Source organism: Streptomyces sp. R-07, assembly GCF_049913175.1.
Classification (GTDB): Bacteria; Actinomycetota; Actinomycetes; order Streptomycetales; family Streptomycetaceae; genus Streptomyces.
Genome location: NZ_CP183978.1, coordinates 344,624 through 365,340 on the forward strand (window position 1 = coordinate 344,624; position 20,717 = coordinate 365,340).

Here is a 20,717-nt window from a genome sequence, read left to right on the forward strand (position 1 = left end):
CCCCATGAACCACGCGGACGGCACGGCACCGATCTATGCCGAGCTCATACGGGAGCGGGGGGACGTTCCCGGTGATGTGCGCCAGGTCGCCGAGGAGGTTCTGCGGGATCTGAGCCGTGTGATCCAGATGCCTCCGCAGGGGATCCCCGGTCCGCAGGGCGCCGTCGTGCACGCCGGTGCCCCGCACCCCGGTGTCGGCGGCCCGATGGGCGTCGGCGGACCGGCGGGCATGATGGGCCAGGCGGGCGCCGTCGTCCCGCACCGGCCGATGCTCTGACCTCACCGACGTAGGTCCAGGGCCGTTGTCAGTGCCGTACGTCATGCTGCCTCCGAAGTGATCGTTCGGTGACCCAGGGGATGGCGACATGGCCGAGGTACTGCTCTTCCACCACGCACTCGGGCTGACGGAGGGCGTCGGCGCGTTCGCCGACGGACTGCGGCGGGCCGGGCACACGGTGCACGTTCCCGATCTGTACGAGGGGCGTACGTTCGAGGACCTGGAGGCCGGGGTCGGGTACGCCCAGGAGGTCGGCTTCGACACGCTCGTGGCGCGGGGCGAGCGGGCGGCCGAGGGGCTGCCCGAGGAGATCGTGTACGCCGGGTTCTCGCTCGGCGTGCTGCCCGCGCAGAAGCTGGCGCAGACCCGGCCCGGGGCGGCCGGTGCCCTGCTGTTCAGTGCGTGCGTCCCGGTCGATTCGTTCGGCGCGGCCTGGCCGGAGGGCGTGCCCGTGCAGGTGCACGGCACGGACGCCGATCCGTTCTTCGTCGGCGACGGCGACCTGGTGGCGGCGCGCGAGCTGGTGGCGGGCGCCGGGGACCGGGAGCTGTTCCTGTACCCGGGGACGGCCCACCTGTTCGCGGAGCCCGGCACGAAGGAGTACGTGCCGGAGGCCGCCGCGCTGTGCGCCGAGCGGGTGCTGTGCTTCCTGGACGCCCTCGAGGGGTGAGCCTCACGAGGCCCGGCTCCCCGGTGGGGCCGGGTCAACCGATCGGTGGACCCCCGGGTCGTCCGTCCCGCTGTCCGGGTGGGGCCGGGCGGCGGACCGGGCGGGGCCGGGTGCGGGCGGAGGATCGGGGCAGGGCGCGGACGCCCGCGGGGCCGTCCGCGCGGTCGCCGCACCGAGGAGTCCGTCATGCCGAAGTTCCGCCGTTCGTCCCGTGCCGCCCGGGTGCTCGTGCCTGGCGCGGTGGCGGTGGTGCTGCTTGCGGGCTGCGCCCAGGGGTCCGGAGGGACGGCCGCCGCCACCGGCACGACGGCACCCGCCGGGACCTCCTCCACGGCCGGATCGCCGACCGCCGGATCTCCCACCCCCGGCGCCCCCGTCACCGTGACGCCGGACCCGGACGGCAAGGTCGTCCCGGGGACCCTGCTCGTCACCGACTTCGGCTCCGACACGGTCACCTTCGTCGACCCCGCGCGGGGCGCCACCGGTTCCGTGAAGGTGGGCACCGCGCCGTACGGTCTGGCCGTCGGCGCGGACGGGCGGGCCTGGGTGGCGACCGCGGAGGGCGTGGCCGTCGTGGACACGGCGAGCCGGGAACGCCTCGCCCTGATCCCGTACCGCACGGACACCGGCCCGGTGACCACGGGCGAGTACCGCGGCGGCGGCATGGGCATCGCGCTCGCCCCGGACGGGCGGCGGGTGTACGTCGGGGTCAACGTGCCCGGCGGGAACGGCACCCTGGAGGTCATCGACGCGGCCGCGCTGCGGGTCACGGGCACCGTCCCGGTCGGCCGGCGCCCGTTCGACGTGGACGTGTCACGGGACGGCACCGAGGTGTACGCGACGAACCACGACTCCTTCGACGTCACGGTCGTGGCGGCGGGGACCCTGGAGCCGCGCCGGATCGAGGTCGCCCCGTACGGCACGGAGGGCGGGCTCGGTTCCTGGCTCAAGCCGCACTACACGGCCGTGCGTCCCGCGGACGGGAAGCTGCTGCTGCCCTTCGAGGGCGAGCGGCTCGCGGTGGTCGACCCCAGGACCGGCCGGACGACGATCGAACCGATGACCGCCAACACCCATCAGCACGGCGCCACCGTGACCGCCGACGGGACGCTCCTCACCGTGGGCACCGGGCCGATCGACCCGGACGTGGACGAGGGCCCCTCCCTGACGGTGCGCACGCCCGGCGGGGCCGAGCGGGTCTACCCGCTGGACGGCCCGCACGAGAGCGTGGCCGTGTCCCGGGACGGCCGGACCGCCTATGTGACGGGCGGCTTCACCCGGGACGGGTACTGGGACGGGCTGACCGTGATCGACCTCGGCACGGGCGACACCCACCGTCTTCCCGCGGGCTCCCGGCCGCTCGGGATCGTGGTCCTCTGACGGACCTCAGCGCTGCGGGGGCAGGACGGTGAGGACGCGCTCCACGAAGGCCTTGAAGTCGGCCATGAAGTCGCTCAGGAACGCATGGGTCGTCGGGTCGGTGACCTCTCCGTCCTCGCCGAACAGCCCCGGGGTGAACTGGATGTACGCCTCCGGGGCGTTCATCTGCGGGGAGTTGCAGAAGCTGAGCACCGAACGGAGGCTCTGCTGGGCGACGGCGGTGCCGATCTTGCCGGGCGAGGTGCCGATGACGGCGGACGGCTTGTGCGTGAAGGAGTTGGTGCCCCAGGGGCGGCTGGCCCAGTCGATGGCGTTCTTGAGACCGCCCGGGATGGACCGGTTGTACTCCGGGGTCACGAAGAGGACGGCGTCGACGGCCGCGATGGACTCCTTGAGCGCCTTGCCCTCGGGCGGGTAGTCGGCGTCGAAGTCGTGGTTGTAGAGCGGGAGGTCCTTGATCGGGATCTCCCGGAACTCGAGGCCGGGGGGCGCGACGCGGATCAGGGCCCGGGACAGGATCCGGTTGATGGACTTCGCCGAGAGGCTGCCGACGAAGTAGCCGACCTGGTACGTGGTCATGCGCGCTGTTCCGCCTTCCGCTGGGAGTAGTTCCGCCGGCCTTCCGAGGGGCCTTCCGCAACGTAACCCGAAGAGCGATACGTCACCAATCACGATAAAAAGGGTGAATCAACGCTCATACGGATACGGAAGGGCGGACAGCGTGACGCGACCGAGGATCCTCGTGGTGGGCGCCGGTTTCGCCGGAGTGGGCTGCGTACGGCGGCTCGAACGGCGGCTCACCGAACGGGAGGCGCTCATCACGCTCCTCTCACCGTTCTCGTACCAGCTGTACCTGCCACTGCTCCCCCAGGTTGCCGCGGGCGTGCTCACCCCGCAGTCGGTCGCGCTGTCACTGCGGCGCAGCCAGCGGCACCGGACCCGGATCGTCCCGGGCGGTGTGGTCGGGATCGACACGGCGGCGAAGGTCTGCGTGGTGCGGACGATCTCCGGCGAGTACGTGACGGAGCCGTACGACCACCTCGTCCTCGCACCCGGCAGCGTGACCCGCAGCTTCGACATCCCCGGGCTCGCCGAGCACGCGCGCGGGATGAAGACGCTCGCCGAGGCCGTGTACATCCGCGACCACGTCATCGCCCAGCTGGACCTGGCGGACGCGAGCAACGACGACGAGGAACGGGCCGCGCGGCTGCGGTTCGTCGTGGTCGGCGGCGGCTACGCGGGGACGGAGACGGCGGCCTGCCTCCAGCTGCTCACGCGCAACGCGGTCAAGCGGTACCCCCGGCTCGACCCCGACCTCATCAAGTGGCATCTGGTGGACATCGCGCCGAAGCTGATGCCCGAGCTGGGCGACAAGCTGGGCTCCGCCGCCATGGACATCCTGACGAAGCGGGGCATCGAGGTGTCGCTCGGCGTGTCGGTGGCCTCCGTGGACGAGGAGGCCGTGACGCTCACGGACGGGCGGGTGCTGCCGAGCCGGACGCTGATCTGGACGGCCGGCGTGGCCGCGAGTCCGCTGATCGGCACGCTCGGCGCGGAGACCCTCCGGGGCCGGCTCGTCGTCTCGGCCGAGATGGACGTGCCGGGGCTCGACGGGGTGTGGGCGCTGGGCGACGCGGCGGCGGTCCCCGATCTCGCCAAGGGCGAGGAGGGGGCGATCTGCCCGCCGACCGCGCAGCACGCGATGCGGCAGGGCAAGGCCGTCGCCGACAACCTGGTCGCCACCCTGCGGGGCGAGCCGACCCATCCGTACACGCACAAGGACCTGGGGCTCGTGGTGGACCTCGGCGGTATGGACGGAGTGTCCAAGCCGCTCGGCGTGGAGCTGCACGGGGCGCCCGCCCAGGCCGTGGCCCGCGGCTACCACTGGGCGGCGCTGCGGACCAATGTGGCCAAGGCCCGGGTGATGACCAACTGGATGCTCAACGCCTTCGCGGGTGACGACTACGTACGGACCGGGTTCCTGGCCTCGAAGGCGGGGACGCTCCGGGACTTCGAGTACACGGACGCGTATCTGACGCCGGAGCAGGTCCGGGAACACACGGGCTCGTTCCGCGGGGCGGTGGGCACGGGCGGCGGGAACTGACGCCGCCCGTCCCTCACTCGCCGATTTCGGGCGCCGGGCCCATGATCACGACGGGCTCGGCGGCCGGGTCGAGGGCGCGCAGGAGGTGCCGCATCGTCTCCCGTTCCAGGGCGATGCAGGCCTGGGTGGGCCCGCCGTGGTCGACGTGGATCCAGACGCCGCCGCCCTTCTCGTCTCCGAGGGGGCGTTCCTTGTCGAGCGGGGTGCGGCCGGGCACGCGGTTGTAGTCGATGGCGATCACATGGTCGAAGGACCCTTCGAGGGGCTCGCCGGAGAGACCGGTGCCGCTGATGGCGAACTCCTCGTCCTCGTCGTACGGGAGCCGGGTACCGGGGTCGGGCAGCAGACCGCCCGCGTCACCGATCCGGAAGACCCCGATGGGAGAACGCAGGTCGCCGGCCGTGTGGTCGTCGGTCCAGCCTTCGAGGGCGTTGTGGGTGGGCCACGGTCCTGCGGCCTCGGTCCAGCCGCGGGCGGGGTCGCGCCGGTACAGGGTGGCGATGGAGGTGTTGGAGTCGGCGGTGGCGCCGGTGACGACGAGGGCCTGGGTGGTGCCGTCGGGCACGAGGGCCTGGGTGGCGGGGCCGATGCCCGGGATCCGGGGTGCGGGCACCGGGGCGGAGGCGAGGTCGTTGGCGGCCACGGCCGCGGCGGGGCGGCTGTCGCCCGAGGTGGGAGCGGTCGTGGGGGCGGGCGGGGCGGGCGCGGGTGGCGTGGGGCTCGCGCAGCCGGTGAGCAACAGGGCCGCGCACAGTGTGCCGGCGCTCAGCAGCGCGGGGGCGCCCTTGCGGACGGGCATGGGACGGCATCCTCCTGGCCGGGGGCAGTGCAGCGATCCGTACCCGTTCGCCGGGCGGCGCTGCCGCCGCGACCGCGCCCTCACCCGTACGGCCGTGTCACCGGGTGGGCGGGAAAGAGGTTGACCTGTCGGGCCGGCCGCGCTTTCCTGCGGGGATGAGTGATCTTCGTATCGAACGGGCGCGGACCGAGGAGCAGCTCGCCGACTGGCGGGCCGTGCACAACACGATCATCCCGACGGCGGTGCTGTCCCCGGAGGAGGTGCGGGAGCGCGCGGGCCGGAACCGGCTGGACGTGGCCTATCTCGGGGACGTGGCCGTGGGCTGTTCGACGGTGCGTCCGCCGGACGGGGAGACTCCGGCGGCGACCGTGATCGCGCGGACGCTGCCCGGGTACCGGGGGCGGGGTTTCGGGACCGCGCTGTACGAGCGGGGGCTGGCGCACGCGCGGACGCTGAGCGACGAGGGCGTGGAGACGGTGGTGCTCGCCTCGAACGAGGAGGGGCTGCGGTTCGCGCTCGCGCGCGGCTTCGTGGAGGTGGAGCGGTACGTGCTGCCGGGCGACACGATTCCGTTCGTGGCGCTGCGGCTGGCCTGACGGGACACAGTTTCTGACTATCCGTCAGAACATTGCGTCGCGGGTCTGGGAACCTTCGGGGCCCGGCGCTACCCTCCGCGCATGATTCGGACGGTGGTGTGGGGTACCGGAAATGTCGGACGCGCGGCCATTCGCGCCGTGGACGCCCATCCGGCTCTCGAACTCGCGGCCGTGCTGGTGTCCGATCCGGCCAAGGTGGGCCGTGACGCGGGCCGGCTCGCGGGGCTCGGGCGCGATCTCGGGGTGATGGCCGGCGACGACGTCGGCGCGGTGCTGGACGGGCGGCCGGGGGCGGTGGTGTACGCGGCCTCCGGCGACACCCGGCCCGACGGGGCGCTCGCCGATGTGGCGCGGGCGGTGGCGGCGGGCGCGGTGGTGGTGACGCCCGCGCTGTATCCGCTGTACGACCAGCGCAACGCGCCGCCCGAGTTCCGGGATCCGGTGCTCGCGGCGGTCGCCGAGGGGGGCGGTTCGCTCTTCGTGTCGGGCGTCGACCCGGGCTGGGGCAACGACGTGCTGCCCCTGCTCGTGAGCGGCCTCGCGGCCACGGTGGACGTGATCCGCTGTCAGGAGATCTTCGACTACTCGACGTACGAGCAGGAGGAGTCGGTCCGGGAGCTGGTGGGGATGGGCCGGCCGATGGAGTACGAGCCGCCCATGCTGTGGCCCTCGGTGCCGACGATGATCTGGGGCGGGCAGATACGCCTCATGGCCCGGGCGCTCGGGGCCGAGCTCGACGAGATCCGCGAGACGATGGAGCGGCGCCCGCTGGAGTCCACGGTGAAGACGCGGACGATGGGCGTCTTCGAGGAGGGGACGCAGGGCGCGATCCGCTTCGAGGTGCAGGGGATCGTCGGCGGGGAGCCCCGCATCGTGATCGAGCACGTCACCCGGATCCATCCCTCGTGCGCGCCGGACTGGCCGGTGCCGCCGGACGGGGTGGGTGCGCACCGGGTGATCGTCGAGGGGAGTCCCCGGATCGAGGTGACGGTGGCGGCGGCCGACGAGGGGGAGAACCGCTCGGCGGGCGGGAACGCCACGGCGGTGGGACGGCTCGTCGGGGCGATCGACTGGCTCGTGGCGGCGGAGCCGGGACTGTACGACGCGCTGGACGTGCCGCTGCGGCCGGCGGTCGGGAAGCTCGGAAGGAGACCACGATGATCATCGACATTCCCGAGGGCCAGGAGCCGATCGGGTACGTGTGGGGCGACATGGTCCCGGAGATCGGGACGGCGGCGGCGAACTTCTCGCTGTCGGTGTACGCCCACACGACCCTGGGACTGCGCGAGTTCGAGGCGGCGCGGCTGCGGATCGCGCAGATCAACGGCTGCGGCTTCTGTCTGGACTGGCGTACCGACCGGGACGGGGTGAAGGTCGAGGAGGGCTTCGACGAGCTCGTCGCGGCCTGGCGCGAGACGGAGGTCTCGGAGGCCTTCGACGAGCGGACGCGGCTCGCGGCCGAGTACGCCGAGCGGTACGCGCTCGACCATCACGGCCTGGACGAGGAGTTCTGGGCGCGGATGACGGCGCGGTACAGCCAGGCGGAGATCGTGGAGCTGACCATGAGCCTGGGGTCGTGGCTGGCGTTCGGGCGGCTCAACCGGGTGCTCGGGCTCGACGCGGTGTGCGTGCTGCCGACGCACTGAGAGGTAGCGATGAGGGGCCGGCCGGGATTCCGGCCGGCCCCTCTCGTACGTGCCGGCGATCAGAAGTCCTCGGCGACGATCCGTTCGATGTTGCGTTCGGCGAGGGCCGTGATGGTGACGAACGGGTTGACGCTGGTGTTGCCGGGGATCAGGGAGCCGTCGATGGCGTAGAGGCCGGAGTAGCCGTGGAGCCGGCCGTAGTTGTCGGTGGCCTGGCCGAGGACGGCGCCGCCGAGCGGATGGTAGGTGAGGTGGTCGCCCCAGATCTTGTAGGCGCCGAAGAGGTCGGTCCGGTAGATCGTCCCCTCCTTGCTGTTGATCTTGTCGAAGATGGACTTGGCCATGTCGATGGAGGTCTGCTTCCAGGCCCGGTCCCAGCTCAGGTCGACCTTGCCGGTGGTCGGGTTCCAGGTGAACTCGGCGCGGCGCGGGGTGCGCGTGATGGAGAGGTAGAACGAGGCGTAGGTCTCGATGCCGGTGGGCAGCGGGGCGACCTCGGCGAAGGCTCCGCCGGAGTCCCAGTTGTCGATGCCCGCGGTGGGCATGGAGGACTGGAGCGTTCCGGTGGGGTCCCACATGTGGTTGGCACGCCCGCACATGACGTTGCCGTTGTCGCCCCAGCCCTTGCCGATGTGCTCGTTCAGCGCGGGCAGCGCGCCGGTCGCCTTGAGGCGGGTCAGGAGCTTGCTGGTGCCGACGCTGCCCGCGGCGAAGAACACCCGGTCGGCGCGGACGGTCTTGGTGACGAGGGTGGCGCCGGTGGTGTCGATCTGGTCGATGACGACGGTGTAGCCGCCCGCGGCGGCCGGGCTGACGGAGGTCACCCGGTGGAGGGGCGAGACGTTCACCCGGCCGGTCGCGGCGGCCTGGGCGAGGTAGGTCTTCTGGAGGCTCTTCTTTCCGGCGTTGTTGCCGTAGATGACCTCGCCTTCCAGGGCGGACTTCTGGACGGTCCCGGCGGCCTCCTGCTTCATGTAGTCCCAGTCGTAGACGTTGGGCACGAAGACGAAGGGGAAGCCGGAGCGCTCGGCGTGCTTGCGACCGACCCGGGCGTACTGGTAACACGCCTGGTTCTCCCACCAGTTGACGTCCACCGAGGTGACGCCGAGGCCCGCGTTGGCGCGCGGGTAGTACGTGGAGTACATCTCGGCCGGGTCGACCGTCGGGAGGATCGCCGGGAAGCGCTCCCGGACCGGGGTGACGGCCATGCCGCCGTTGACGAGGGAGCCGCCGCCGACACCGCGCCCCTGGTAGACCGTGATGCCGGCGAAGTCCTCGGCGTCGAGGATGCCGGTGTGGACGGGCACGTCCTTGTCGAGCGGGAAGCCGAGGAACTGGCTCAGCGGCTGCTTGGTGCGCGTGCGCAGCCAGAAGGAACGGTAGTCCGGCTTGGTGGTGTTGGCGAAGATCTTGCCGTCCGGCCCGGGGGCGTCCCAGGCCATGCCCATCTCGATCATGTGGACGTCGACGCCGGCGCGGGCGAGCCGGAGGGCGGCCACGGAGCCGCCGTAGCCGGTGCCGATGACGAGGGCGCGCACCTGGGAGCCGTCGGGGATGGGGGTGCAGTTCAGGCCGGGGACCTCGGCGCGGGCGGGGGGCGTGATCGTTCCGGCGAGGGCGGCGGCGCCCAGAACAGAACCTGTTCCCGCGATGAATCTGCGGCGGCTGACCCCGCGATCTCCCTGGGCGGACAAGGGATGTTCACTCATGTGATCTTCCTCACTCGCGAGTGAATGGGAACAAGTTCTACGACCGCCCGCCGAGGAAGTCACGAGAAACTGCCGGGTAACTTCCGGCCGAAGCTCCTGGTGGGTGACGGGCGCGGGGCCCGCCACCCGTACCGGGCGCCGTGTCAGGCGAGGGCCGGGCCCGGAGTGCCGGTGAGGCGTTCGGGGGTGAGGAGTTCGGCGAGCCGGTGGGCGGGCAGCAGGCCCTTCTCCACGGTGAGTTCGACGACCCCGCGGCCGGTGGCGAGCGCCTCCTGCGCGATGGCCGTGGCGGCGGTGTAGCCGAGGTGCGGGTTGAGCGCGGTGGCGAGACCGATGGAGTTCTCCACGGCCGCCCGGAGCGCCTCGGTGTTGGCGGTGATGCCGGTGACGCAGCGCTCCGCGAGGGTGAGGCAGGCGGCGCGGAGGGAGAGGACGCTCTTCGAGAGGGCGTGGAAGATGACCGGCTCGAAGGCGTTGAGCTGGAGCTGTCCCGCCTCGGCCGCCATGGTGATGGTGATGTCGTTGCCGATCACCTCGAAGGCGACCTGGTTGACCACCTCGGGGATCACCGGGTTGACCTTGCCCGGCATGATGCTGGAACCGGCCTGCACCGGCGGCAGGTTGATCTCGCCGAGGCCCGCGCGCGGCCCCGAGGAGAGCAGCCGCAGGTCGTTGCAGGTCTTGGAGAGCTTGACCGCGATGCGCTTGAGGACGCCGGAGAGCTGGACGAAGGCGCCGCAGTCCTGGGTGGCCTCGATGAGGTTGGCGGAGGTGACGAGCGGCAGGCCGGTCAGTTCGGCGAGGTTGCGGCGGGCGGTCTCGGCGTAGCCGGGGGCGGCGTTGAGGCCGGTGCCGATGGCGGTGGCCCCGAGGTTGATCTCGTGGATGAGCTCGATCGCCTCGGCGAGCCGACTGCGGTCCTCCTCCAGCATCACGGCGTACGTGGAGAACTCCTGGCCCAGCGTCATGGGCACCGCGTCCTGGAGCTGGGTGCGGCCCATCTTCACGACCTCGCGGAACTCCAGGGCCTTGGCGGCGAAGGCGTCCTGGAGGACGGCCATGGCCTTCAGGAGCTCACAGGCCGCCCCGATCGCGGCGATGCGGATCGCGGTCGGGTAGACGTCGTTGGTGGACTGGCCGAGGTTGACGTCCTCGTTGGGGTGGAGCCGGTCGTAGTCGCCCTTGGCGTGGCCGAGGAGCTCCAGGGCCCGGTTGGCGACGACCTCGTTGGCGTTCATGTTGGTGGAGGTGCCCGCCCCGCCCTGGACGACGTCCACGACGAACTGGTCGTGGAGCTGTCCCGTACGGATCTCCCGGCAGGCGGCGGCGATGGCGGCGGCCTTGTCGGCGGGGAGCAGGCCGAGCTCCTCGTTGGCGCGGGCGGCGGCCTCCTTGACGGCGGCGAGCGCGTCGATGAGGAGGGGGTAGACCGAGATGGGCGTGCCGGTGATGGCGAAGTTCTCGGTGGCGCGCAGGGTGTGGACGCCCCAGTAGGCGTCGGCGGGGACGTCCCGGTCGCCGAGCAGATCGTGTTCGCGGCGGAGGGGACCGTCGTGCGGGGCCGGTGCGGGAACCATCAGGAGCCGTCCTTGGGGAGAGGAGGGAGGGTGGGTTACGGGAGGAGGCAGGGGGGAGCCGGGGGGGGCGCCGGTCCGGTGTCCACGCGTGCGCGTGCGGGCCGCGAGAGCGAGTCCGGTCTCGGCCTCGAAGCCGGCCGGTGCGCACGCGTGCGCGTGCGTGCGGGCCTCTGCGGCCTGTTCCGGGCACGGCGAAGCCGCCGGGCCGGCCCGGCTGGCGCGTCGCGCCGGTGCGGGAGGTTGATTCCGGCTCGCGGGCGGGCGGGGGGGGCGCCGTCCGCGAGCCGGGGCTGTGGGGTGTGCCGGTCAGAGCCGGTCGGATCCTGATCCGGAGGTCGGATGCTGATCCGGAGGTCGGATCCTGATCCGGAGGTCGGATCCTGATCCGGAGGTCGGATCCTGATCCGGAGGTCGGATCCTGATCCGGAGGTCGGATCCTGATCCGGAGGTCGGATGCTGATCCGGCCGTCGGGCCCTGGCCGGCAGGTGGGCCGGGAACCGGCGTTCGGGCTCTACGCCCGGGCGGCGACGGCCGAGGCCGAGCGGGAGTGGCCGGTGGCCAGGGCCGGTTCGGCGCGGACCGGTCCTTCGAGGAGGCGGCGCAGAAGGGCGGTGCTGCGGACGGGGTCGCCCACGCCGGAGGCGCCTTCGGCGAGGAGCGTGGAGAAGACGGCGATCCGGGCCTGGCCGGCCCGGAGGGTGCCGGTGAGCAGGGCCCCGGCGGCGACCAGGTCGACCGCGCCGCCGCCGGTGTATATCTCGGCGAGCGGTCCCGCGGGGACGCGGGTGGTCACGGCGACGAGGACTCCCTGGGCGACCGCGTCAGCGACGGCGGCGGCGATCTCGGGGGTGGCGTTGCCCGCGCCGGTCGCGACGAGGACGATGCCCCGGGCGCCGGCGGAGACGGCCGCGTTCAGGAGGAACGGGTCGCCGTCGGAGTGGTGGGTGATGATGTCGACCCGGGGCAGCGGGGTGACGCCGGGGCCGGTGGCCCCGGGGGTCGCGGTGCGCGCGGCGGCGGGCAGGGGCAGCGGGGCGGGCCGCTCCGGCTGCCGCTCGATGTCGACGCGGGAGAACCCCACGCGGCCGAGGCGCTCGGCGGAGGGGTCGGAGAAGGCGTCGGCGGCGAGCGTCTGGGTCTTCACGGTGCCCCGCGCCGCGTGGACGCGTCCGTCGAAGACGACGAGGACGCCGAGGTCGCGGACGGTGGCGGCGACCTGGAGCGCGTCGTAGAGGTTGCCGGGGCCGTCGCCGTCGCCGGTGCCGAAGGGACGCTGGGCGCCGGTCAGGACGACCGGGCGGGAGTCGGCGTGGTGGAGGTCGAGGAGGAAGGCCGTCTCCTCCAGGGTGTCGGTGCCGTGGGTGACCACGATGCCGTCGACGCCGGGGTCGGCGAAGGTCTCCTGGACGGTGCGCAGGAGGGCGAGCTGGTGGGCCGAGGTCATGCGGGAGCTGTTCACGTTGAACAGGTCGACGACCTCGACGGTGACGCCCTCGGGGAGGGGGGCGGTGGCGAGGACGTCGTCACCGGAGGCGTCGGCGGCGTAGCCGGTGCCCTGCCAGCGGCTGGCGATCGTGCCACCGGTGCTGATCACGACGATCCGGCGCGCTCCCCCGTCGTTCGTCCGCTTCATGCCTGCCGTCCTTACTCCGTACCGAATTCGCCCTGCGCCGCAAAGATAGGGCAGAAGGCGCGCAAGGCGATTGCGAAATCAGCTGCAGAAATGTTTCATCGTGGTAGATAGTTGTGCCATGGACCGAATCGATCTCCATATCTTGCGCGAGCTCCAGAACGACGGCCGGCTGAGCAACCAGGAGCTGGCCCAGCGGGTCGGGCTGAGCCCCTCCCCCTGTCTGCGCCGGGTGCGCCAGCTGGAGCAGGACGGGGTGATCCAGGGCTACCGGGCGATCATCGATCCGGAGGCGGTGGGGCGCGGCTTCGAGGTCCTGGTCTCGGTGGAGGTGCGGCGGGACCGGGAGACGGTGGAGGCCTTCGAGGAGGCGCTCCAGGACGTGCCGGACGTGATCGAGGCGTACCGCCTGTTCGGGAGCCCCGGCTGCCTGCTGCGGATCGCGGTGGCGGACCTCGCGGCGTACGAGCGGCTGTGGATCGAGCGGCTGACGACGCTGACCGGGGTCACCGAGGTGAACTCGCAGATCATCATGAAGCGGATCAAGGAGCCGAAGGGGATGCCGGTGGACCTCCGGGGCGCCTGAGCCACCTCGGGCGCCACGGCCCCTCGGACGCCTCGGGCACGACGGGCACGGAAGCCTCGGAAGCCCCTCAGGCACCTGAAGCCCTTCCTTTACCTCCGGGGCCGGATTCGGTTGCGCCATATGCGAGAACGTCATGGAACAGCCTCCTCCTCGTTACATGACAGGTACCTGACGTGTGCCACTCTCCCGATGACACGAAGTCAACACGCGTAGACAACGGTGGCGTTGAGCCGTCGCCCGTCGTCCCGCGCGTGCCGTCCCCGGGAAAGGGCCCCCCATGTCCGTTGTGCGGACCGGCAGCTGGAAGGTGTGGGCGACGGCCGTCGCCGCCACCCTCGTCGGCGTCACGCTCCCCACGGTCACCGCGACTCCCGCGAGCGCCACGACCACCGCGTACGACACCACGTACTACAAGAACGCGATAGGCAAGACCGGCACGAGCCTCAAGTCCTCGCTGCACACCATCATCAGCAGCCAGAGCAAGATCTCGTACGACGCCGTCTGGACCGCGCTGAAGACGACCGACCAGGACCCGAGCAACACCAACAACGTGATCCTGCTCTACAGCGGCGTCTCGCGCAGCAAGTCCCTCAACGGGGGCTCCGTGGGCGACTGGAACCGCGAGCACACCTGGGCCCAGTCCCACGGCAACTTCGGCACCTCGGCCGGCCCCGGCACCGACCTGCACCACCTGCGCGCCTGTGACGTGCAGGTCAACAGCACGCGCGGCAACAAGGACTGGGACAACGGCGGCAGCGCGGTCAGCGGCGCGCCCGGGAGCTACACGGACAGCGACTCCTTCGAGCCGCGCGACGCGGACAAGGGCGACGTGGCCCGCATGATCCTCTACATGGCCGTCCGCTACGAGGGCGACGACGGCTGGCCGGACCTGGAGCCCAACGAGTCGAGCACGAACGGCAGCGTGCCCTTCCACGGCCGCCTCTCGGTCCTGAAGCAGTGGAACGAGCAGGACCCGCCGAGCGCTTTCGAGGAGCGCCGCAACGACGTCATCTACAACACCTACCAGCACAACCGGAACCCGTTCATCGACCACCCGGAGTGGATCGAGGCGATCTGGTAGTCCGAGCACCTCGGACGTGACGGAGCCGGGCCGGGCTCACCGCACCCGGCCCGGCTCCCGCCATGTCGGCCTCTACGTCTGACCGCTTCCCGAGCCTTCAAACGCGAAATCCCAGATGTTCTCACGTTTTTGAGAGACCGCCTCTGACAATCCCGAGACGTTATTCATCCGTAACAAACGGTTACCTTGCCCACTTTTGATCGAATTTGCCGCGTGCTCGGGAGTGGATTCCCGCCGCGGAGGCCGCCGACGCACCTATCACGCCCGCACCGCCCCGAACAAGTACTCCGCCCCAGGAAGTTCCGCTGTCCGGTCGGTAGCTTCGGCGCCCATGACCACTGCCCCCCTGACATCCCCGGTCGGCGACGTCTCCGTCGGCCCGGCCGAGATCGCGGACGGCGCCGAGCTCTGGCGGATCGCGCGCGGCTCGGGAGAACTCGACCTCAACTCGCCCTACAGCTATCTGCTGTGGTGCCGCGACTTCGCCGACACGACCGCCGTCGCCCGTGACGCCTCCGGACGACCGGTCGGCTTCGTCACCGGATACCTGCGGCCCGACGCGCCCGGGACGCTCTTCGTCTGGCAGGTCGCCGTGGAGGGTTCGCACCGCGGAACCGGGGTAGCCGGGACCCTGCTCGACGCTCTGTCCGCCCGCGTGGCGGACGAGCACGGACTCGACCGGGTGGAGGCGACCGTCACGCCGGGGAACCTGGCGTCCGACCGGATGTTCCGGTCCTATGCCCGCCGGCACGGGGCGGACCTCACACGCGAGGTCCTGTTCCCGTCCGCCTCCTTCCCCGTGGCGGGGCACGAGGCCGAGGTGCTGTACCGCATCGGCCCCCTCGCGCCCCCGGCGTCCTGAGACCCCGGACGTTCCGAGCCCGCACCACTCCCCCGCACCACACCCTGGAGAAGAGACTCCGTGACCCTGACCGACATCGCCGCCCCCTCCGTCTTCGAGACCGTCGAATCCGAGGTCCGCAGCTACTGCCGTGCCTGGCCGGTCGTCTTCGAGCGCGCCAGCGGGAGCCGACTGTACGACGAGGACGGCCGCCCCTACCTCGACTTCTTCGCCGGGGCGGGCTCGCTCAACTACGGCCACAACAACCCGGTGCTCAAGCGCGCCCTCCTCGACTACCTGGCCGACGACGGGATCACCCACGGCCTCGACATGTCGACGACCGCCAAACGCGCCTTCCTGGAGACCTTCCGCGCGACGGTCCTGGAACCCCGCGCCCTGCCCTACAAGGTGATGTTCCCCGGCCCCACCGGCACCAACGCGGTGGAGGCCGCCCTCAAACTCGCCCGCAAGGTCACGGGCCGCCAGACGGTCGTCTCCTTCACCAACGCCTTCCACGGCATGTCGCTCGGCTCGCTCGCCGTCACCGGAAACGCCGCCAAGCGCGCCGGAGCGGGCGTCCCGCTGCACCACGCCGCCCGGATGCCCTTCGACGACTACCTCGACGGGCAGCTCACCGACTTCCTCTGGTTCGAGCGGCTCCTGGACGACTCCGGCTCCGGCCTCGACCACCCCGCGGCCGTGATCGTCGAGACCGTCCAGGGCGAGGGCGGCATCAACGTCGCACGGGCCGAGTGGCTGCGCGGTCTCGCCGACCTCTGCCGCCGGCACGACATGCTCCTCATCGTCGACGACATCCAGATGGGCTGCGGACGCACCGGCGACTTCTTCTCCTTCGAGGAGGCGGGCATCACGCCCGACATCGTCACCCTGTCCAAGTCCATCAGCGGCTACGGCCTGCCCATGTCCCTCTGCCTCTTCCGCCCCGAGCTCGACCTGTGGGAGCCCGGTGAGCACAACGGCACCTTCCGCGGGAACAACCCCGCCTTCGTCACCGCCACGGCCGCCCTCGACGCCTACTGGCGGGACGGCGCCCTGCGCGAGCGCACCCTGAGCCGCGCCGACCGGATCGAGCGCGCCCTGCTCGACCTGCGCGACGACGACGGCCGCAATGCCCTGGCGGTGCGCGGGCGCGGCCTCGTGTGGGGCCTGGAGTTCGCCGACGAGGAGCGCGCCGAGGCCGTGTGCCGGCGGGCCTTCGAGATCGGTCTGCTCCTGGAGACGTCGGGGCCGCGCGGCGAGGTGGTCAAGCTGCTGCCGCCGCTGACCGCGACGGACGACGAACTCGACGAGGGCCTCGGCATGCTGACCCGCTCCGTACGCCACACCGCCTGAGACCGCACCGGCAGATCCACCCGAAAGGCCACCACCCATGATCGTCCGTACCTTCGACGAGCTGGAGAACACCGAGCGGCACGTCCGCTCCGCGTCCGGGACCTGGGAGAGCAAGCGCATCGTCCTCGCCCGCGAGCGGGTCGGCTTCTCCCTGCACGAGACGGTGCTGTACGCCGGCACCGAGACCTCCATGTGGTACGCCCACCACGTCGAGGCCGTCGTCTGCACCGCCGGCGAGGCCGAGCTGACCGACCACGAGACGGGGCTCACGCACACGATCCTGCCCGGAACGATGTACCTGCTCGACGGGCACGAGCGCCACACCCTCAAGGTCAAGCGGGACTTCCGCTGCCTGTGCGTCTTCAACCCGCCGGTGACCGGACGCGAGGACCACGACGAGAACGGCGTCTACCCGCTCCTCACCGAACCCGAATCCGAGTCCGAGGCCGGCCAGGCCTGACACCGGCCCGGAACCACGACGACTCCGTACGCGAAAGGAAGGCACCCCGCCCCATGGCCACCGCACCCACCCGTCCCGTCGACCTCTACCCCACCCGCGGCCCCCGGGAGGAACTCATCGGCCGCAAGGACCCCGTCGTGTGGTCCGAACCCGGCACGCCCGGCCCCTTCTGGGCCAGGGAGCTGGAGGAGTACGACCGCGACGGCTTCATCACGGTGGACGAGATCGTCACCCCTGACGAGGTCGACCAGCTCCGCACCGAGCTGGACCGGCTCGTCGCCGACCCCGCCGTACGGGCGGACGAGCGGGCCGTCGTCGAGCCCCGCTCCCAGGAGATCCGCTCCGTCTTCGAGGTGCACCGGATCAGCGAGGTCTTCGGCCGGCTCGCCGAGGACCCGCGGATCGTCGGGCGGGCCCGCCAGATCCTGGGCTCCGACGTGTACGTCCACCAGTCGCGGGTCAACGTCAAGCCCGGCTTCGGCGCCAGCGGCTTCTACTGGCACTCCGACTTCGAGACGTGGCACGCCGAGGACGGTCTGCCCCGGATGCGGACCGTCTCGGTCTCGATCGCGCTCACCCCGAACCACACCACCAACGGCAGTCTGATGATCATGCCGGGCTCGCACCGCACCTTCCTGGGCTGCGCGGGCGAGACGCCCAAGGACAACTACAAGCAGTCGCTGCGGATGCAGGACGCCGGGACACCGTCCCACGAGGCGCTCACCACCTTCGCCGACGCCTGCGGCATCCGGCACTTCACGGGTCCGGCGGGATCGGCCACCTGGTTCGACTGCAACGCCCTGCACGGCTCGGGCGACAACATCACCCCGTACCCCCGGAGCAATGTGTTCCTCGTCTTCAACAGCGTCGAGAACGCGCCCGAGGCCCCCTTCGCGGCCCCGGTCCGGCGCCCCTCCTTCGTCGCCGCGCGCCCGTGGGACCGGTCATGAGCGGTGCCGCGCCGCTCGACCGCCGCCGCTTCCTCACCAGGGCGACATTCCTCGGCGGCCTCGCGCTCGCGGCGGGCCCGCTGACCGCGTGCACCCGCACCGAGGCGGGCACGGGAGCGCCCGCGGGCGACGGGAAGCTCCTCGCGAACCTGCGGGAACAGGGCTTCGTGCGGGTGGGGTTCGCCGGTGAGGCGCCGTACGGCTTCCAGGACGGCGGCGAGCTCGCCGGCGAGGCCCCGACGCTGCACCGCGAGATATTCACCGCGCTCGGGGTGCGGGAACTCCGCCCGACGCTCACGGAGTTCGGGGCGCTGATCCCCGGACTGCTCGCCGGCCGGTTCGACGTGGTGAGCGCGGGGATGTCGATCACGCCGGAGCGCTGCGCCAAGGTGATCTTCTCCGAGCCGGAGTTCGTCTCCCCCACCGCCCTCATGGTCCGCAAGGGCAACCCGAAGGGGGTGAGCGACCTGGAGTCCTGCGCGGCGAAGGGCGCCACCGTCGGCGTGCTGACCGCGGCGGTGGAGGCGTCCTACGCGAAGGCGGCCGGAGTGCCGGACGGGTCGGTGAAGACGCTCGCCAAGCAGCAGGACGGACTCGACGCCCTCCTCGCCGGCCGGATCGACGCCTTCGCGCTGACCGCCATCTCCCTGCGCTGGCTCGCCCGCACGAACGGGGGCGCGGCGGTGGAGGTGGGTGAGGCGTTCGTCCCGGAGGTCGGCGGCGTGAAGCAACTCGGCGCGGGCGGGGCCGTGTTCCGGCCGGGGGCGACCGGGCTCCGGGACGCCTTCGACCGCGAGCTCCTGAAGATCACCGGTTCCCCCGAGCGGTTCGTCGGGCTCGTCGGGCGCTACGGCTTCACCGCCCGCGAGGTGCCGCCCCGCTCGCTGCGGACCGCCGACCTGTGTGCCGCGTGAGGGGTGCCGGGCGTGGCTGACTTCCTGCCCGAGCTCCGGAGCGCGCTGCCCCGGCTCGCCGAGGGGCTCCTGGTCACCGCGGAGGCCACGGTGCTCGGCGCCGCGCTCGCCCTGCTCCTGGCGTACGTCCTCGGGCTGCTGTCCCGGTCGGCGCGGCTGCCGGTGCGGGGCGGGGCGCGGTTCGTCGTGGAGTTCTTCCGGGGGACCTCGCTGTACGTGCAGCTGTTCTGGCTGTTCTTCGCTCTGCCGATGGTCGGCTTCCGGCTGGAACCGCTCGCCTGCGCGGTGCTCGCGCTCGGCCTCAACTACGGGGCGTACGGCGCCGAGGTGGTGCGGGGCGCGGTGGCGGCGGTCCCCCGTGCCCAGACCGAGGCGGGCATCGCGCTCGGCATGGGGCGGGGTCTGCGGCTGCGGCGGGTCGTCCTGCCTCAGGCGCACGCCCTGATGGTCGCGCCGTTCAAGAACCTGCTCGTTCAGCTGTTGAAGGCGACGCCGCTGCTCTCGCTGGTCACGGTGCCCGACCTCACGTTCCAGATCGACCAGCTGCGGTCCGCGACGGGCGCGACGGCTGCCTCGTACCTGCTGCTCCTCGGGCTCTACTTCGGCATGGCCGTCGTGCTGAGCCTCCTCATGAACGCCCTGGAGCGGGCGGCGAAGGCCCGGCTCGGGCAGGAAGGCGGTACGTGATGTGGGACGGGGAGGCGGCCCGGGCCGCGTTGCCCGCCGTACTGGAGGGGTTCGGCGTCACCGTCCTGGCGACCGTCCCGGCGTTCGCCGTCGCCATGGTCCTTGGGCTCGCGCTCGCGCTCGTCCAGCGGGCGGGCCCCGGGTGGCTGGCGCTTCCGCTGCGCGGGGCGGCCTCGTTCGTGCGCTCGACGCCGCTCCTGGTGCAGCTGTTCGCGGCCTGGGTCCTGGTGCCCGCGCTCGACGCGCCGGTGCTCGGTGTCCTGGTGCTGGGCGTGCACTACGCCACGTATCTCTCCGAGGTGTACCGGACGGGCATCGACGCCGTGCCGAAGGGGCAGTGGGAGGCCTGCACGGCCCTTTCGCTGCCGCGCCGGCGGGTGTGGCGGGCGGTGGTGCTGCCGCAGGCCGTACGCAACGTGCTGCCGCCCCTCGGCAACTACGCGGTGTCCATGTTCAAGGAGACGCCCCTGCTGTCGGTGATCACCGTCCACGAGATGGTCCACGAGGCGAACACCTTCGGCAGTACGCACTTCGCCTATCTGGAGAGCTTCACCCTGGCCGCCGCGGTGTTCCTGCTCGCGAGCTGGCCCACGTCCGTGCTGGTACGACGACTGGAGGCACGCCTTGCCCACTGAGGACCGGCAGGACCCGGCCCACCCGGCGGTCCGCTTCGACCGGGTCACGAAGCGGTACGGCGACCACACCGTGCTCGACGGCCTCGACCTGGAGGTCGGACGCGGGGAGCGCGTGACGCTGATCGGCCCGAGCGGCTCGGGGAAGACCACGATCCTCCGGCTGCTCATGACGCTGGAGCGGGTCACCGACGGCCTCATCCTCGTGGACGGGGAGCCCTTCTCGCACATGCCGGGAGGCGCGGGAGGGAAGCTGGTGCCGGCGAGCGAACGCCATCTGGCGGCGCGGCGGCGCCGGATCGGCATGGTCTTCCAGCAGTTCAACCTCTTCCCGCACATGAGCGTGCTCGAGAACGTCGTCGAGGCGCCCGTCCACGTGCTCGGCGAGAGCCGGGAGGAGGCGCGCCGCAGGGCGCGGGAGCTGCTCGATCTGGTCGGGCTCGGCGACAAGGCCGGTGCGCGGCCGACCCGGCTCTCGGGCGGCCAGCAGCAGCGCGTGGCCATCGCCCGCGCCCTCGCGATGCGGCCCGAGATCCTGCTCCTCGACGAGGTGACGTCCGCGCTCGATCCGGAGCTGGTGGCGGAGGTCCTCGACGTGCTGCGGGACATCGCCCGCTCCACCGACATCACCCTCCTGTGCGTGACGCACGAGATGGGCTTCGCACGGGACGTCTCCGACCGGATCCTGATGTTCGACCGGGGCCGGATCGTGGAGTCGGGCCCGGCCGGCGATCTCCTGGAGGCGCCCGCGCACGAACGCACGCGCGCGTTCCTCAGCTCGGTCCGGTGAAGAGGGGCACGGTCGGACCGCGGGCCGGTCCGTA

Annotated in this window: 22 protein-coding genes; 17 read left to right on the forward strand and 5 right to left on the reverse strand. The window is 71.9% G+C overall.

Annotated features, from left to right (window positions below):
- Positions 1 to 4: 4 nt before the first annotated feature.
- The 3 genes from ACN9M0_RS01820 to ACN9M0_RS01830 all read left to right on the forward strand — a co-directional run bounded on the left by ACN9M0_RS01820 (position 5) and on the right by ACN9M0_RS01830 (position 2,327).
- Positions 5 to 277 (forward strand): hypothetical protein, encoded by a 273-nt coding sequence (locus tag ACN9M0_RS01820; RefSeq protein WP_366037770.1) that lies wholly within the window; start codon positions 5 to 7, stop codon positions 275 to 277.
- 88 nt (positions 278 to 365) lie between these two features.
- Positions 366 to 947: a dienelactone hydrolase family protein gene (locus ACN9M0_RS01825; RefSeq protein WP_366037771.1), complete on the forward strand. Its 582-nt coding sequence runs from the start codon at positions 366 to 368 to the stop codon at positions 945 to 947.
- Positions 948 to 1,133: 186 nt separating this feature from the next.
- Positions 1,134 to 2,327 carry a YncE family protein gene (locus ACN9M0_RS01830; RefSeq protein ID WP_426402985.1) on the forward strand — a complete coding sequence of 398 codons (1,194 nt, stop codon included), beginning with the start codon at positions 1,134 to 1,136 and terminating at the stop codon, positions 2,325 to 2,327.
- 6 nt (positions 2,328 to 2,333) lie between these two features.
- Here ACN9M0_RS01830 and ACN9M0_RS01835 read toward each other — a convergent pair whose 3' ends face one another.
- The gene (locus ACN9M0_RS01835) at positions 2,334 to 2,906 is read right to left on the reverse strand and encodes an NADPH-dependent FMN reductase (protein WP_366037773.1); all 573 of its coding nucleotides are present in this window, start codon (positions 2,904 to 2,906) and stop codon (positions 2,334 to 2,336) included.
- 142 nt (positions 2,907 to 3,048) lie between these two features.
- Between ACN9M0_RS01835 and ACN9M0_RS01840 the strand changes: the two genes are divergently transcribed.
- A complete protein-coding gene (locus ACN9M0_RS01840) occupies positions 3,049 to 4,431 on the forward strand; it encodes an NAD(P)/FAD-dependent oxidoreductase (protein ID WP_366037774.1) in 1,383 nt (460 codons plus the stop codon).
- A gap of 13 nt (positions 4,432 to 4,444) precedes the next feature.
- On the opposite strand, the gene ACN9M0_RS01845 is transcribed toward ACN9M0_RS01840, so the two are convergent.
- Positions 4,445 to 5,230, reverse strand: a complete 786-nt coding sequence (locus ACN9M0_RS01845; protein WP_426402986.1) for a hypothetical protein — start codon at positions 5,228 to 5,230, stop codon at positions 4,445 to 4,447.
- Positions 5,231 to 5,385: 155 nt separating this feature from the next.
- On the opposite strand from ACN9M0_RS01845, the gene ACN9M0_RS01850 reads away from it, so the two are divergent.
- From ACN9M0_RS01850 to ACN9M0_RS01860, 3 genes are all read left to right on the forward strand, one after another.
- On the forward strand, positions 5,386 to 5,826 hold the full coding sequence (locus ACN9M0_RS01850; RefSeq protein ID WP_366037776.1) for a GNAT family N-acetyltransferase: 441 nt from the start codon (positions 5,386 to 5,388) through the stop codon (positions 5,824 to 5,826).
- Between the two features lie 81 nt (positions 5,827 to 5,907).
- Positions 5,908 to 6,987 (forward strand): NAD(P)H-dependent amine dehydrogenase family protein, encoded by a 1,080-nt coding sequence (locus tag ACN9M0_RS01855; RefSeq protein ID WP_366037777.1) that lies wholly within the window; start codon positions 5,908 to 5,910, stop codon positions 6,985 to 6,987.
- Positions 6,984 to 7,472, forward strand: a complete 489-nt coding sequence (locus ACN9M0_RS01860; protein ID WP_366037778.1) for a carboxymuconolactone decarboxylase family protein — start codon at positions 6,984 to 6,986, stop codon at positions 7,470 to 7,472. Before ACN9M0_RS01855 ends, ACN9M0_RS01860 begins: the two co-directional genes overlap by 4 nt.
- Positions 7,473 to 7,531: 59 nt before the next feature.
- On the opposite strand, the gene ACN9M0_RS01865 is transcribed toward ACN9M0_RS01860, so the two are convergent.
- The 3 genes from ACN9M0_RS01865 to ACN9M0_RS01875 all read right to left on the reverse strand — a co-directional run bounded on the left by ACN9M0_RS01865 (position 7,532) and on the right by ACN9M0_RS01875 (position 12,392).
- On the reverse strand, positions 7,532 to 9,181 hold the full coding sequence (locus ACN9M0_RS01865; RefSeq protein WP_366037779.1) for a GMC oxidoreductase: 1,650 nt from the start codon (positions 9,179 to 9,181) through the stop codon (positions 7,532 to 7,534).
- Positions 9,182 to 9,324: 143 nt separating this feature from the next.
- On the reverse strand, positions 9,325 to 10,758 hold the full coding sequence (locus ACN9M0_RS01870) for an aspartate ammonia-lyase (protein WP_426402987.1): 1,434 nt from the start codon (positions 10,756 to 10,758) through the stop codon (positions 9,325 to 9,327).
- 512 nt (positions 10,759 to 11,270) lie between these two features.
- Positions 11,271 to 12,392 (reverse strand): asparaginase, encoded by a 1,122-nt coding sequence (locus ACN9M0_RS01875; RefSeq protein WP_366037781.1) that lies wholly within the window; start codon positions 12,390 to 12,392, stop codon positions 11,271 to 11,273.
- Between the two features lie 118 nt (positions 12,393 to 12,510).
- On the opposite strand from ACN9M0_RS01875, the gene ACN9M0_RS01880 reads away from it, so the two are divergent.
- From ACN9M0_RS01880 to ehuA, 10 genes are all read left to right on the forward strand, one after another.
- Positions 12,511 to 12,975: an Lrp/AsnC family transcriptional regulator gene (locus tag ACN9M0_RS01880; protein ID WP_366037782.1), complete on the forward strand. Its 465-nt coding sequence runs from the start codon at positions 12,511 to 12,513 to the stop codon at positions 12,973 to 12,975.
- A gap of 277 nt (positions 12,976 to 13,252) precedes the next feature.
- Complete coding sequence (locus ACN9M0_RS01885) at positions 13,253 to 14,056, forward strand: endonuclease I family protein (RefSeq protein WP_366037783.1); 804 nt, start codon at positions 13,253 to 13,255, stop codon at positions 14,054 to 14,056.
- Between the two features lie 331 nt (positions 14,057 to 14,387).
- Positions 14,388 to 14,918 (forward strand): diaminobutyrate acetyltransferase, encoded by a 531-nt coding sequence (gene ectA / locus ACN9M0_RS01890; protein WP_366037784.1) that lies wholly within the window; start codon positions 14,388 to 14,390, stop codon positions 14,916 to 14,918.
- Positions 14,919 to 14,984: 66 nt separating this feature from the next.
- Complete coding sequence (ectB, locus tag ACN9M0_RS01895; RefSeq protein WP_399695691.1) at positions 14,985 to 16,250, forward strand: diaminobutyrate--2-oxoglutarate transaminase; 1,266 nt, start codon at positions 14,985 to 14,987, stop codon at positions 16,248 to 16,250.
- Positions 16,251 to 16,287: 37 nt separating this feature from the next.
- Positions 16,288 to 16,710, forward strand: a complete 423-nt coding sequence (locus ACN9M0_RS01900; RefSeq protein ID WP_426402988.1) for an ectoine synthase — start codon at positions 16,288 to 16,290, stop codon at positions 16,708 to 16,710.
- A 53-nt stretch (positions 16,711 to 16,763) separates the two neighbouring features.
- On the forward strand, positions 16,764 to 17,660 hold the full coding sequence (thpD, locus tag ACN9M0_RS01905; RefSeq protein ID WP_366037787.1) for an ectoine hydroxylase: 897 nt from the start codon (positions 16,764 to 16,766) through the stop codon (positions 17,658 to 17,660).
- Complete coding sequence (gene ehuB, locus ACN9M0_RS01910) at positions 17,657 to 18,574, forward strand: ectoine/hydroxyectoine ABC transporter substrate-binding protein EhuB (RefSeq protein ID WP_366037788.1); 918 nt, start codon at positions 17,657 to 17,659, stop codon at positions 18,572 to 18,574. The genes thpD and ehuB overlap by 4 nt, the downstream gene beginning before the upstream one ends.
- 12 nt (positions 18,575 to 18,586) lie before the next feature.
- Complete coding sequence (gene ehuC, locus ACN9M0_RS01915; protein ID WP_366037789.1) at positions 18,587 to 19,261, forward strand: ectoine/hydroxyectoine ABC transporter permease subunit EhuC; 675 nt, start codon at positions 18,587 to 18,589, stop codon at positions 19,259 to 19,261.
- Positions 19,261 to 19,896 carry an ectoine/hydroxyectoine ABC transporter permease subunit EhuD gene (gene ehuD, locus ACN9M0_RS01920; RefSeq protein ID WP_366037817.1) on the forward strand — a complete coding sequence of 212 codons (636 nt, stop codon included), beginning with the start codon at positions 19,261 to 19,263 and terminating at the stop codon, positions 19,894 to 19,896. Before ehuC ends, ehuD begins: the two co-directional genes overlap by 1 nt.
- Positions 19,886 to 20,683, forward strand: coding sequence for an ectoine/hydroxyectoine ABC transporter ATP-binding protein EhuA (gene ehuA, locus ACN9M0_RS01925; protein ID WP_399695265.1), 798 nt, complete (start codon positions 19,886 to 19,888; stop codon positions 20,681 to 20,683). Before ehuD ends, ehuA begins: the two co-directional genes overlap by 11 nt.
- Positions 20,684 to 20,717: the final 34 nt, after the last annotated feature.

Bases quoted from the DNA above. Each gene is read 5' to 3' on its own strand.
- ACN9M0_RS01820 (WP_366037770.1), top strand. From the start codon at position 5: ATGAACCACGCGGACGGCACGGCACCGATCTATGCCGAGCTCATACGG.
- ACN9M0_RS01825 (WP_366037771.1), top strand. From the start codon at position 366: ATGGCCGAGGTACTGCTCTTCCACCACGCACTCGGGCTGACGGAGGGC.
- ACN9M0_RS01830 (WP_426402985.1), top strand. From the start codon at position 1,134: ATGCCGAAGTTCCGCCGTTCGTCCCGTGCCGCCCGGGTGCTCGTGCCT.
- ACN9M0_RS01835 (WP_366037773.1), bottom strand. From the start codon at position 2,906: ATGACCACGTACCAGGTCGGCTACTTCGTCGGCAGCCTCTCGGCGAAG.
- ACN9M0_RS01845 (WP_426402986.1), bottom strand. From the start codon at position 5,230: ATGCCCGTCCGCAAGGGCGCCCCCGCGCTGCTGAGCGCCGGCACACTG.
- ACN9M0_RS01850 (WP_366037776.1), top strand. From the start codon at position 5,386: ATGAGTGATCTTCGTATCGAACGGGCGCGGACCGAGGAGCAGCTCGCC.
- ACN9M0_RS01855 (WP_366037777.1), top strand. From the start codon at position 5,908: ATGATTCGGACGGTGGTGTGGGGTACCGGAAATGTCGGACGCGCGGCC.
- ACN9M0_RS01860 (WP_366037778.1), top strand. From the start codon at position 6,984: ATGATCATCGACATTCCCGAGGGCCAGGAGCCGATCGGGTACGTGTGG.
- ACN9M0_RS01865 (WP_366037779.1), bottom strand. From the start codon at position 9,181: ATGAGTGAACATCCCTTGTCCGCCCAGGGAGATCGCGGGGTCAGCCGC.
- ACN9M0_RS01870 (WP_426402987.1), bottom strand. From the start codon at position 10,758: ATGGTTCCCGCACCGGCCCCGCACGACGGTCCCCTCCGCCGCGAACAC.
- ACN9M0_RS01875 (WP_366037781.1), bottom strand. From the start codon at position 12,392: ATGAAGCGGACGAACGACGGGGGAGCGCGCCGGATCGTCGTGATCAGC.
- ACN9M0_RS01880 (WP_366037782.1), top strand. From the start codon at position 12,511: ATGGACCGAATCGATCTCCATATCTTGCGCGAGCTCCAGAACGACGGC.
- ACN9M0_RS01885 (WP_366037783.1), top strand. From the start codon at position 13,253: ATGTCCGTTGTGCGGACCGGCAGCTGGAAGGTGTGGGCGACGGCCGTC.
- ectA (WP_366037784.1), top strand. From the start codon at position 14,388: ATGACCACTGCCCCCCTGACATCCCCGGTCGGCGACGTCTCCGTCGGC.
- ACN9M0_RS01900 (WP_426402988.1), top strand. From the start codon at position 16,288: ATGATCGTCCGTACCTTCGACGAGCTGGAGAACACCGAGCGGCACGTC.
- thpD (WP_366037787.1), top strand. From the start codon at position 16,764: ATGGCCACCGCACCCACCCGTCCCGTCGACCTCTACCCCACCCGCGGC.
- ehuB (WP_366037788.1), top strand. From the start codon at position 17,657: ATGAGCGGTGCCGCGCCGCTCGACCGCCGCCGCTTCCTCACCAGGGCG.
- ehuD (WP_366037817.1), top strand. From the start codon at position 19,261: ATGTGGGACGGGGAGGCGGCCCGGGCCGCGTTGCCCGCCGTACTGGAG.